The sequence below is a fragment of the Parasphingomonas halimpatiens genome, assembly GCF_036663795.1.
Taxonomy (GTDB): Bacteria; Pseudomonadota; Alphaproteobacteria; order Sphingomonadales; family Sphingomonadaceae; genus Sphingomonas.
Genome location: NZ_JAXOJP010000002.1, coordinates 26,964 through 38,526 on the forward strand (window position 1 = coordinate 26,964; position 11,563 = coordinate 38,526).

General features: G+C 63.5%; 10 protein-coding genes. 1 reads left to right on the forward strand and 9 read right to left on the reverse strand.

What is annotated here, in order from left to right; all coding sequences use genetic code 11:
* Positions 1-190 precede the first annotated feature (190 nt).
* Complete coding sequence (locus U1839_RS02565; protein WP_332802112.1) at positions 191-739, reverse strand: hypothetical protein; 549 nt, start codon at positions 737-739, stop codon at positions 191-193.
* Between the two features lie 542 nt (positions 740-1,281).
* Here U1839_RS02565 and U1839_RS02570 point away from each other — a divergent pair.
* Positions 1,282-1,998, forward strand: coding sequence for a Bax inhibitor-1/YccA family protein (locus tag U1839_RS02570; RefSeq protein WP_332802113.1), 717 nt, complete (start codon positions 1,282-1,284; stop codon positions 1,996-1,998).
* A 189-nt stretch (positions 1,999-2,187) separates the two neighbouring features.
* On the opposite strand, the gene mobF is transcribed toward U1839_RS02570, so the two are convergent.
* From mobF to U1839_RS02610, 8 genes are all read right to left on the reverse strand, one after another.
* The gene (gene mobF, locus U1839_RS02575; protein ID WP_332802355.1) at positions 2,188-4,983 is read right to left on the reverse strand and encodes a MobF family relaxase; all 2,796 of its coding nucleotides are present in this window, start codon (positions 4,981-4,983) and stop codon (positions 2,188-2,190) included.
* Positions 4,983-6,839, reverse strand: a complete 1,857-nt coding sequence (locus U1839_RS02580; RefSeq protein ID WP_332802114.1) for a type IV secretion system DNA-binding domain-containing protein — start codon at positions 6,837-6,839, stop codon at positions 4,983-4,985. The genes mobF and U1839_RS02580 overlap by 1 nt, the downstream gene beginning before the upstream one ends.
* Positions 6,836-7,207 carry a hypothetical protein gene (locus U1839_RS02585; protein WP_332802115.1) on the reverse strand — a complete coding sequence of 124 codons (372 nt, stop codon included), beginning with the start codon at positions 7,205-7,207 and terminating at the stop codon, positions 6,836-6,838. The genes U1839_RS02580 and U1839_RS02585 overlap by 4 nt, the downstream gene beginning before the upstream one ends.
* Positions 7,208-7,414: 207 nt before the next feature.
* Positions 7,415-8,050 carry a hypothetical protein gene (locus U1839_RS02590; RefSeq protein WP_332802116.1) on the reverse strand — a complete coding sequence of 212 codons (636 nt, stop codon included), beginning with the start codon at positions 8,048-8,050 and terminating at the stop codon, positions 7,415-7,417.
* A gap of 29 nt (positions 8,051-8,079) precedes the next feature.
* Complete coding sequence (locus tag U1839_RS02595) at positions 8,080-8,253, reverse strand: helix-turn-helix domain-containing protein (protein ID WP_332802117.1); 174 nt, start codon at positions 8,251-8,253, stop codon at positions 8,080-8,082.
* Between the two features lie 173 nt (positions 8,254-8,426).
* Positions 8,427-9,326 carry a hypothetical protein gene (locus tag U1839_RS02600; RefSeq protein ID WP_332802118.1) on the reverse strand — a complete coding sequence of 300 codons (900 nt, stop codon included), beginning with the start codon at positions 9,324-9,326 and terminating at the stop codon, positions 8,427-8,429.
* A complete protein-coding gene (locus U1839_RS02605) occupies positions 9,323-10,519 on the reverse strand; it encodes a tyrosine-type recombinase/integrase (protein WP_332802119.1) in 1,197 nt (398 codons plus the stop codon). The genes U1839_RS02600 and U1839_RS02605 overlap by 4 nt, the downstream gene beginning before the upstream one ends.
* 457 nt (positions 10,520-10,976) lie before the next feature.
* Entirely contained in the window at positions 10,977-11,519 is a 543-nt protein-coding gene (locus tag U1839_RS02610; RefSeq protein WP_332802120.1) for a Chromate resistance protein ChrB, read from the reverse strand.
* Between the last annotated feature and the right edge of the window lie 44 nt (positions 11,520-11,563).

Genomic DNA, 11,563 nt, shown 5'->3' on the forward strand with positions numbered 1-11,563 from the left:
GCTGGCCGAGCTGCCGACGGCCTAACACATGATGGCCGCCACGCCGCATCTCCCGCAAAAGCTCACCGTCAGGTGCAGCCACTTCGGTGAGCGTGGTGATCGGGCAATCCATGTCGCCGATGCGCCAGCGGTGACCCAACATCGCCACCGGTGAGAATGACGCCCAGGCCGTGGCCCGGGCGCTCCCTGCTCAACGACCGATGAGACTCAGCACTTCTTGAAGCGTCCTTTCGCGTCGCGACACCGCGCGGTCGGCGCCGGCTTGGCAGCTGCGGCCGGTGGGCACTTCATAAATTTGCCTTTGGCATCCTTGCAACGCGCAGCCGCCGCATGCGTGGGCTTCGGGCTTGGCGCGACCCTCGTTGCCGGCGCGGGCTTCGCAGAAGCCGGCGGGCACTTCACGAACTTGCCGTGCGCATCCTTGCACGGCGTCGCGGCTAGCGCCGGCGTGGCAAAAAAGATTGCGACCCCGGCCGCGAGCAACAGTTTCCGGTTCATCGTGCATCCCCTCGTGCCGGCTAATCGGCGGGTCGGATGCTATTCTCTGGCGCTCGCCCGTACCAATGACAAAATATTCAGATGCTCCCGCGCGAGCAGGGGCCGAACGATCGCGTGTTGAGGTCGCGATCGCCAGCCCCTGCTCCCGCAACGATGTCTCGATAGGGACGATCATGGCGGCGTCGCGCTGGTAGGAGCCAGCGCGAACGTCGAACCTTAGGAGATTGATTTGCAGTGCCAAGTCGTTTTCGGTTCGAGCCGCAGGTGTCGCCGCGCGCGATTGCCTGGGGAGACGACTGGGCATCTTTGAGAAGGCACGGCCAGTCTGTCATGCACCGCAACGGCGAGAGGATATGCCGACTCGCCGCGCGCGCATGCGGCGTTCAGGCGAGTCGGTGATATTGGCATAAGCCCACTGCGCGCGAACCGGCTGACCGAAACGTCATGGTCGCGTCAGCGGCCTGCCACCCCGCACGTCATAGAGTACGACCGTCGGCCCCGATCGGCCTCCCGGCGTTCGGGGTCGGCAATACATGATGGTTCACAACGACCCGTCCTTACCTTGAATTACGAGCCAGCAAACCAGGGCAGGAATATCTGGCGCTGGCATACGCGTCGACATGCAAGGCCCCGGCGCGTGCGCGCGGCCGGCCTCGCGCTGTGCCCAGGACACGCGCGCGATGCTATGGCTACGTAGCTTTGCGGATTGGGAAATTTCACTGCGACGCGCAGCGTCGATCCGCCGCCTCGCGCTCAGGCAGGCTTTGCTCGAAAGGTCGCGACATGCTCGATCAGGCACGGCATTTCGACCCGGTTCCGACGTCAGGCAAAGGAGATCGCGGCCTGCGCGCCTATATGGCGCCGGTCTATCTGCGCATGGCGGGCGGGATGGCGATGTCGGCGGCAACTTCCTGGCACGTTGCCCATGACGCGTCGCTCGCTGGTGCGCTGTTCACGCCCGATGGACTGACCACGACCGGCTGGATCGTGACCCTCGCGCCGCTCGGCCTTGTCTTCCTGCTCAGTGCCCGCATTGACCACCTCGGGGCGGCAGCCGGGGCGATCTTCCTTCTCTATGCCGCGCTCGTCGGCCTGTCGCTCGGCGGGCTCCTGTTCGCCTATACCGGTGTGAGCCTCGTCGCGACATTTGTCGCCACCGCCGGCGGGTTTGCGGCACTGGCCTGGTTTGGCAGCATGAGCCGGCGGGATCTTTCAGCTGCGGGAACCTTTCTCTCCATCGGGCTGGCCGGTCTTATCGTGGCCTTGCTCCTCAACATGTTCACGCGCTCGGCGGGTTTCGACCTGGTCTTGTCAGCGATCGGCCTGATGCTGTTCGCCGGGCTCGCCGCCGTCGACGCTCAGCGGCTCAAGCGGCTCTATCGGCAGGCGGCGGGCGAAGGGCGAGAGCAACTGGCGATCCTCGGCGCCCTGACGCTGTATCTGGATTTCCTGAACCTCTTCGTCTTCCTGCTGCGCTTTACGGGGAGACGCCGCGACTAGAACCGTGCGCGATGTAGGGCGCCAGTTCGCCCGATGAATCCTGCCAGCCACGAGACCGGAAATGATGCGGCAGATAACGGCAGCAGCGAAGCACACCATCGATCAGCGCCCTCCCTCCGGCTTGATCGGCGATACGTTCGAGCGAAGCGACTGATCCAAAGCGGACGGACAGCAATTCACCCGCTTTCCTCAAGCAAGCCCCGCTCCAAGCCGGGAGGACAATGATCGGGCTCGTCCTGCCCCAATTGCATTACTGGCAGCAGCTGCGGGCATAGCCGCCTGCGTAATTGCCGTTTGGACGGACCCGGCCCGTTCGTTGATCGCCGAGACGAGCTTTGCTCGGTCGTTGGTGAAGATCGTCGCCGTCTCCCTGGCGCGCGAAATCCCGACATAGAAGGATTTCTGATCGACCAGATTGGTGGCGCGGCTGTCAGCATGAATGATGACGTGATCGCCCGTGCGGCCCTGGGCGGCAAAGGCTGTCTCGACATAGGCATGGGCAATGTGCTGGTCGCGGGCGGAATCGAGCCTCAGAATCTGGGTCTGGCCCCGCAAATCGCGGACGGTGGCCGTCCGGGCGTGCGCGTCAATCGCGGTTACCTCGCCACGCGCGCCGTTGATGCGGCCCGTCTCGCGGTCATTGCGAGTAAACCTGATGCTGTCGCCGGCCTTGAGCTCCAGCGGTTGCGGCGTGAACGTCTGCACGTGGCCCGCGCCCCATTGCCGCAGGCGCCAATCGACCGCACGCCCGTCTTCTGATTTCAGGGCAATGGCGGATTTGGCGGGGTCGATGCTTTCAACGCGGTAGGCTTCGCCGCGCGCCACACCCTTGTCGGCATAGTCGCGAGTGAACCGCACCACATCGCCCCTGTCATAGCTCAGCGGATCGCGCGCTTCGGCGCGGGTCAGCCCCTTGTTGGCAAGGCTCTGCAGGGTGACGGCGGCACCAGTGAGCGCGCCCGATTGGGCGAGCGCCTGGCGGATATCGGCGGTGAGCGCATCGCGCCCCTCGCGCGATGGCTCGACCACTAGGGTGCGGGCACGGCCGCCCTTGTCGAGGCCGGCATATTGTTCGGCAATGGCGGCGAAGCGTTCCGCGCGGTCGGCATGCTCGACGATCCGGCCCCCGCCGCGATCCAGAGCCGCGAGCGCCTTTTTGGCATCGCCCTCGATCGACGCCAGCACGGCATCCCTGGTGGCGGCATTGGTCTGGCGAACAATTTCGCCCAGCTTCGCGGTCTCCATGCCCGCCCCTTGCAGCTGGGCGAAGGCCGCGCCCGCCTCGACCGATCCGAGCTGCTTCACGTCGCCGACCAGGATGACGCGGGCATTGTGCGTTTCGGCCAGGTCGAACAGGCGAGCGGTATCACGCGCGGACAGGAGCGAAGCCTCGTCCACGATCCAAGCGGCCGTCTGGCCCGGCGGGGCGCGCTCGGGCGACAGCAGATGCCGCGCGACGGTATCGCCGCGCGTGCCCAGCGCTGCGCCGAGCACCATGGCCGCCGATGCAGTAGGCGCAAGCGCCACGACCGGCACGCCCCGCGCCTCGGCCTCACGGGCGAACGTCGCCAGCACGGTCGTGGTCTTGGCGGTGCCGGCATAGCCCTGCACGGCGGTTATCCTGTTGCGGCTAGCCAGCAGTTGTTCGGTGGCAGCGCGCTGATCGCCGTTCCAGGCGAACCCGGCGCGCTCCGCTTTCATCGACGCGCTGGCGACGGCCTTGGCTGCGGCGAGCGGCGAGGCGATCGGCGACAGTGAACCCCGCCCGTCCGCTTCGATCCGCATCATCCTGGCCTCGGTCTCGACATTCTGGCGGGTTGTGACCCCGGCAAACGCGGCGCCGCGCCGATCGAGAAAGGTCCGGTCGATCAGGTCGCCCTGTCTGGTCGCCGCGTCGATAGCAGCCCGGATCCCGCCATAGCTGACCTTGCCAAGGCCAATGCGCCCTGCCTCCTCCTGCAAGGCGGAAGTCGAGAAGACCGACTGCCGTTCGCTCAGCTTGCCGGCGGCACGCGCGACGGCGACATCCGCCATCGACGACTGCGCGCCCATATCGGCGCGGTGGGATGCGCTGGTCGCCGTGACCTCGGCGTCCCTGACCATCGCCATCCGCGCATCCGCATCGAACCCGGCCCGGCTGGCCGTCTCGCGCCAGTCTGCAACAAGCGACGCATGATCGGTAGCAACCTTCGCCTGTCGGGTATCGAGCGCGGCGATCTGCTTCTCGGCGGCGCTGGCCGCATCGCGCGATGTACCGCGCTCGCCCAGCGCCGCTTCGATCTCGGCGCTCCGGGTGCTGAACGCGGCGATGACCTCGTCGGGCACGCCCCTGATCTCGAACATCGAGGCCTTGGCGGGTTCGATCTCATAACCCAGCTCGCGCACCTTCAGCGCGAGCTCCTGCCGGTAGATCGCGCCGATCTGTTTTTGCAGCTGATAGAGGGCGCGCGGCTCCAGACTGCGCCATGTCCCGTCTTCACCCTGCGTCGCGTTCATGATGACATCATGGGTGTGAAGCTGCGGGTCCTGGGCGCGGCTGGTGCCGTGCTGGAAGCTGGCGATGATCAGATTACCGGTCGCCTCGCGCGTGACGCTGCCGCCCTCTCGGACGCGGGTCGCCGCCATATGCTGCTCGACATGGGCGAGCGCCGTTTTGACCGCCTCGCCATGCGCCACAAGCAGGCGCCGGTCGCCTGCCACCTCGGCCATGATCGACACCGACTTGGGTGCGCTCAAGGTCACGTCCCAGCCTGGGCGATGCTCGAGCTGGCCATCGCGAAAAGTACCAAGCTGCTGTTCGCCGATCCTGCCGTCGAGCAATTCGCGGAACTGGTCGCGGTCGACCTCGCCGGACAGGCCAAGCTCCTCCGCACCCTGGCCGTGCCATTCGGAAGGCGAGAGCCCGCCTTCCGCATAATAGTCGTCGGCCTCATAATAGCTGCTGGCCTGCGCGGAACTTGTCAGCGCGCAAACCGACGCGACCATCAGACCGGCCCCTTGCTCATCGGAGGCGCTGGTGAAGGCGGCGGTGGTGGTGAAGGTGGCGGCGGCGCGGCGGGTGCGGCCTCCGCTGCCTGCTCCCACAAGCTTTCCTTTGGATCGCCCGCGACAAAACCCGGCTGGCGAGCCTCGCCGCGTCGCGCGACGTGATCGGCGGTGAGCGCGATCCTCGCGACCGGCAAGCCGTCCGGGAACAGCAGATAGCCTTCGAACTTGGGCAGGCGCAGTTCGCTCTCGAGCACTGCGGGGCGGAACCTGCGCATGATACTCAAGGTCGTCACGGGCTTCTCGTCCCCGTGCGCCACGGCATCGCTCATCGTTGGGATTTCGACCTCGCATTCGCCGATCGTCTGGCTCGCCCATTGCCGCGTTTCGCTGTCGATGGTCTGGAGAAACAGCTTGGTGTTGCAGCAGCCGAGCATGGATCCGGCAAGCTCGGGCCCGTAACGATGCCGCATCTGGCCGAGCGCCTGAAAGGTCAGCACGACCGCTGCGCCAAATTTGCGTCCCTCGGGGAGCAGCCGCGCAAGATTGTCGACCCGTGGAAGATCGGCCAGTTCGTCCAGCACGAACCAGACGCGCCGGCCGGCGGACGGCGAAAGCCCGAGCACGGCGCTCGCCGCACATTCGAGCCAGCAGGCGAGCAGCGGCTTCGATGCCTCGAAATAGTCCTCCTTGCGCGGCACGAAAATCCACGGCTTTGGGGCCCTGTGCTCGTCCAGTCCGTGAATGAAGTCGCGGAACGCGAACGGGGCATCCGGACCAACCTCCGCCCGCAGGAACTGGATCAGGTTCGCGGCCTTGGCCAGCATGAACAACACGCTGCCCGTCGCCCGGTCGGCGTCTTCGGCAAAGGTGCGCGCCGATGAACTATCGCCCAGCCACTCCTTGAGTTCGTCTTTCGTGCGGACCTGGAGCGCGTTGAGCAGATCGGCCAGCGTGCCATTGCCTTCGCGCCACAAGGCCCGGATCATGTTGGCGACAAGGATGCGGCTTGTTTCCAGCCAGACGTCACGGTCGTGCTGGCCGGTCTCGGTGATGAGCTGGTTGGCGATGCGATCGGCGTCGGCGGGGTGGGCGATCTCGGCAAAGGGCGACCAGAAGGCACAGCGGGCGTCGAACGGATTGAGAATGATGTCGCCGCGCTCGGGCCGGTAATAATGCGCGATGAATTCGCCGCTGGTGTCATAGACCAGCGCCGCTTCGCCCCTCGCCTCGATCCCGTCGAGCAACTGACGCAGCGCGGTGGTCTTGCCGCTGCCGGTCGTGCCTATCATGGCCATGTGCCGGGTTTCGAGCCGGCCTGGAATCGGAACCGTGCCGATCGTCAAAGCGCGTCGATTGCATTCCGGGCTCATCAGTCTGGAAAGTTGGCGCTCGGTCGTGACGTGCGTTCCCGCGATTACGCGATCACGCAACAGGCGCTCGCGGCGTCGCGCCATTGCACCGCGAACCAACAGCAAACCGGAAAGCGATCCGGCAAAGCCCAGCCAGCCCCCGCGCGCCATCAGCAACAACGTGGCCCAGGCGGCCTGCCGATAATAAGGATGGGCGGCGACCGCTTGTGCCGAGACATCATAGTTCGCCCCGGCGTAGCTGATCGTGATCGCGGGGTCGGCGCCCGTGCCGCTCGCGAACCATGTCTTGATCTTGGCCTGACAGTAGGTGCCGACAGCCTGCAACGTCTGCCGATCGAGGATCATCGTGGGCGCGGCGAGCCCGCACAGCGCAACGGACGCCAGCAGAAACGCCGCTTGTCGTTTGAAGCGCCGTGCCTGGCCGGACCGGTAATGCCGCCGCAACGCGTCGGCATGTATCCGGCGATCGTGCGGCTGCGTCACGACCGACCCTCCTGCGCGAACCCGCGCTGTCGATCATAGGCCTCGTTGGTTTCAGCGGTGATATCGTCGTCGGTCTTGCCGCCGCCGAGCGCCGCGCTGCGTGCATAGCAATAGGACGCGCAGGCGGTGAACAACGCCCGGTCCAGCATCCGCTCCACATCGACCACGCGGGTGCTGACGGCAGCCAGTTCGGTGACGATTTCGCGATCGGCTGCGCCGCGCTCTGGCGGATGTGTCTGTGCTAGGAGCCCGGCTTTCACGGCTCGCTGGAGCATGGCGTAAACGGTAACGCCCTGCTGCTCGGCAAGCGCGCGAAGCTGCTTGTCGAGCGCGATGGGCAGGCGGACGGAGTGTTGCACGGGCCTCATGACGGGGTCACCGCGAGGGTGCGCGGCGCACCCTCGAAATCCTGCGCTTTTCCGCCAGTGCGGGATTGCGCAAATCCCGCGCACGCTGAGCGCACCCGCGAAAAATGGCGGAAAAGCTCGATGCACCCGTGCGTGAGGTGTGTATCTGAAATGCTGGCTCGATGCGTAGCATCGCAGCCCCACGACGCTGCAATTTGTGCGGACGGCTCAAGCATGATCCGGCTCGCTCAAGCTGCCGCGATCGAGTGCGGTTTCCTGCTCGCCAAAATGCTCCGCCACCCATCGGGCGATGACCGCGCGCGACTTCTGATCTGCCTCGGAGCGGTCGATCTCGCGGCTTGAACGCGGCTGGAAGTAGAGGCCGTGCTCTTCGATCCAGTCGCGAATCGTCCGCTCGACCGCGGCCTGCACCCGCCTGTCCAGCCGGTCGGCTTCGACGGGATCAAGGTGCGCAGTCACGCCAGGAGATTCGATCAGACCTCCCAGCGGCAGACAGGTCGTGCCCGCGTTCTGCAACGGACCATCGATCCGCAAGCTCGACACCTCGCCCCGGTGGACATGGAGCGGCGGGCGCTCATTGAGCGTCCATTGGGCGATGGAACAGCGATAGGTTTCACCATCGTCGTCATCGGCGATCAAGCGCCTGATGAGCGGCAAGGTGAAGCAGGCGATGCGATCGTCAGCGATAAACCGCATCGTGACCTTGCGGTCGGTCGAAAGGAAATCGGCGATCCGTTCGAAGGCGCGATGGAAATTGGGCATGGGGCATCCTTTCGTAAAAACACGTTGGCGGAATTGTTCGGCGTTCGGGGAAGACGCGGGCGCGAGCCAGCCGACCTTCAATCAGGCTGGGACCGGGGAGCGCCTGCGTTTCAGGTTACGTGGCGGGATTGCGCCAGGCGCTTGATGGACTCGGTCGTCAGCAGGGTTCGCCTGCCTATCTTGATCGCATCGAGCCTGCCGGATTTGAGCAAGGCGTAAACTGACGACCGCCCGACGCCGAGCGCCTTGGCGGTTTCGTTGATAGAGATAGCCAGTATTTCCATGTGCATCTCCTTGGTTGCCGATTCGCGGCGGGAGATGAGCCAGGTTGCACAGGGTTGCTGGTGCGTCGTCCAGGAATGGAATGGCCGCGGAAATCTGCCTTTGATCGGGAAATCCCGAAATGCGCGGCGCTCTTCGAAAATGCCGCCTGGGTGCCGAAAATCGAAGGCGCTGATCAGTGGCCCTTCAAGGCCGGCCGGCTTTTCAGATGATCGAAAATTTTCTCGGCATAGGGCGATAATTGATCGCCGCGCGGTACGTCGCCCGATGCATCGGCATTGGCCTCGAACCACTCCGCGAGCCAATTCCTTACGGCACGGACCGACGCCGCGCGGTCCTCCAGGTTCAGCGTTGCCAGCCGATTATCGGCGATCAAGGCGATAACCGCGTCGGCATAGCGGTATTTGGTATTGCGGCCAGGTCCGCCTTTGCGCCTCGGCTTGCTCATCGCGAGCATTTTTTCGACATCATCGCAGTGGAGGAAAATGTCGGCTGGCAGGGACAAGCCCGTCCGGAAACCCATGACGATAGCGCGATCCATGCTGTGTTCGGAGAACAGGAAATAGCGCAGCCTGCCAAAGAACTGCCTGCGATTTAGAAGGACCCGCCGCTTCCCAAAGCGCGAAACGTAGTAGGCGCGTGGGCCGGCGGCCTTCTGGAGATAGCCCAGCACTTCGTCGAAGGGCCGGTCGGCCGCGTGAGGCAATGCCAGCGGCGCATCCGGGGTCCTCAATCCGTATTGATAAATCTGACGCCAGAGGTGCGGCGCCGCGGTGGCCGCGAGCGTGGCCAGTACGAGTAATGTGAACAGGTCTGTCGCCCTTGAGGGCACCGAAATCAAAAGAGCGATCAGGAAAATGACGGCCAGAAACCCGAAGGCCAGGCTGACGACGAAGGCCAGATTATAGTATCGTGAGAAGGGCGGTTTCGCCTGATTGATGACAGCCGCGTTTGCCTTCAACCCTTCGTCCAGGTCGTTCGACGTGTATTGCGCCAAGGCCTTCCAGAGCGGAACGTTTTCAGAATCATCCCCGTCCGCGAAGATTTTCCATCCCTCGCCGGGGCTGCCCGTCATCTGCTTCCACCTTCCCGCAACTGGTCGAGGAAATCGCTCCACCATTGCGCCATTTCGACACGTTCGGCCCAATAAGCCGATTGATTGTATATGCGCCGCACCGCCCCCGCCACCATATGGGCCAGCGCACGTTCAATCGCGTCGGGGTTCCACCTTCCGGATTCGTTCAGGAGCGAGGACGCGGATGTGCGGAAACCGTGCGCAGTCATTTGGTCTTTGGAATAGCCCATACGCCGCAACGCCGCGTTGATCGTGTTGTCGCTGATCGGCCTTGCTCTGGTGCGTATCGACGGGAAAACATAGCGCCCGGACCCCGACAAGGAGCGCATGGCTTTCAGGATCGAAATGGCCTGCCGGGACAAGGGCACCGAATGAGGCTGGCGCATCTTCATCTTGGCCACCGGGATCGTCCAGACCGCCTTCTCGAAATCGACCTCCGCCCATTCCATCTGGCGAATTTCGCCGGGGCGCTGAAATACATGCGGCGTGAGCTTGAGCGCATACATGACGGCGGGGTCACCATGATAACCATCGATCGCCCGAAGTAGGCCGCCGAACTCTTTCGGGTCTGTGATCGCGGAAAAATGTTTGATCGTCGGAGCAGTCAGCGCGCCCATTAACATTTGTGCCGGGTCGCGTTCGGCGCGCGCGGTAGCGGCGGCATAGCGGAAAACCCTGCTTGCGAAGGAACGCAGTTGCTTGGCGGTTTCCAGCCGCCCCCGCCGTTCGTGCTTTCTGAGTTCGTGAAGCAATTCCTGAGGGGTGATGTCTGCGACCGGCCGCTTGCCAAAATCGGTGCCGAGCAGTTTGAGAAGCCAACGCAGCTTTTCCAACGTCGTTTGCGCAAGCCCTTCCTTGGCCTTCTTTTCGATCAGCTCTTCGGCCACGCTCGCGAAGCTGTTGCCTGCCCGAACGCTCGCTTCGATCCGCGCTTGCCGCTTCGCGACGTTGGGATCCACGGCATGCGCCAACTGCTTGCGGGCAACATCACGCGCCGTGCGTGCCTCGGCAAGAGTGATTTCAGGATAGGCCCCCAGCGCAAGCTTCCGCTCCGATCCGTTCATGCGGTATTTGACGCGCCAGAGCTTGCTGCCCCTTGGATTGATCAGAAGATAAAGCCCTTGGGAATCTGCGACCTTGTAGGGCTTGTCCTTGGGCTTGGCGTTTCGAATCGCGGTGTCGGTCAGCGCCATTGGGGGCCTCGATTCCCAGGGGGCCTCGCAAGGCCCCCAGATTAGGCCCCCATCTTCCGCAATTACAGGCAGACAAGGGCGGTCACTGACAACCAGTGATTGCCTTAAAAGTACCGGAAATGTGGGGTTTTTTCAACTGTCAGCAGCTATCGCCAAACAGGATTCTGGTGCGGGCGGTGGGAATCGAACCCACACTCCTTTCGGAACCGGATTTTGAGTGGGACGAGACAACCGTAAGTAGTTGATACCAAATTATATTTTTTCGAGCAAGTGAAAAATGTGTAAGACTTTGTGTAAGTGTGTAAGGCTTGTGTAAGACTTTCCGACAAAAAGTTGGGCGCGTCTAAGATTGCTTTATGGCCTTTCGCAGACCTCGATTCCCCTGTCCAGAAGCTGCCAATGATTGATCTACACCGAAAGCTAGCTCTCGGATGATCGTGATGGGCCAACTGGCCTCTTACTCTCCACCTGCGATCCCGTCCGCAGCATATACCCTGTCCGCAAACTCCCCGACTGTTTTGGCGCAAGTCGCAAGCCGACCCTGGGCAGCAGCAAACTCTGGGCCTGCAAAGAAATCACGCGCACTGATCTTGCCCAGCCAGACTTCGAGCTTTTTCAGATCGTCCTCCACCTCCTCCAACTCGGCAAAGGTGAACTTCTCGGCGGCGATCTCCTTCGCCACTTCGTCGAGCAAGCCTTGAGCGCGAGTTGCAAATTCCTGATACTCACGCTGCCGATCGCTGACGAACCGCGCGGTCATTTCCTTATCATCTGCCACAGCGGTTGCCTCGAACAGACTGGCGCTGCCGCCTTGCGCCTGCACGGTTTTGGCTAAGTCGCTCAACAGAGTTTGATGCGCTTCGGTCGCTGGCAACATCCACGCCCCATGTTCAACGCTGGTTGCGCCTGCCGCGCGCAATCGCCGCCAAAGAGCCACCCGCGCGCTCGACGCGGAGGCCGGTATCTGGGTCAGCAAGAGGAGCCATTTCAGCTTGGTCATTTTAGGGACATTTGTAATAGCTGTTGCATCGCGTATGAGGAAGC

Coding starts and splice junctions, on each gene's coding strand:
- U1839_RS02610 (WP_332802120.1), bottom strand. CDS start 11,519: ATGACCAAGCTGAAATGGCTCCTCTTGCTGACCCAGATACCGGCCTCC.
- U1839_RS02595 (WP_332802117.1), bottom strand. CDS start 8,253: ATGGAAATACTGGCTATCTCTATCAACGAAACCGCCAAGGCGCTCGGC.
- U1839_RS02600 (WP_332802118.1), bottom strand. CDS start 9,326: ATGACGGGCAGCCCCGGCGAGGGATGGAAAATCTTCGCGGACGGGGAT.
- mobF (WP_332802355.1), bottom strand. CDS start 4,983: ATGGTCGCGTCGGTTTGCGCGCTGACAAGTTCCGCGCAGGCCAGCAGC.
- U1839_RS02585 (WP_332802115.1), bottom strand. CDS start 7,207: ATGAGGCCCGTGCAACACTCCGTCCGCCTGCCCATCGCGCTCGACAAG.
- U1839_RS02570 (WP_332802113.1), top strand. CDS start 1,282: ATGCTCGATCAGGCACGGCATTTCGACCCGGTTCCGACGTCAGGCAAA.
- U1839_RS02605 (WP_332802119.1), bottom strand. CDS start 10,519: ATGGCGCTGACCGACACCGCGATTCGAAACGCCAAGCCCAAGGACAAG.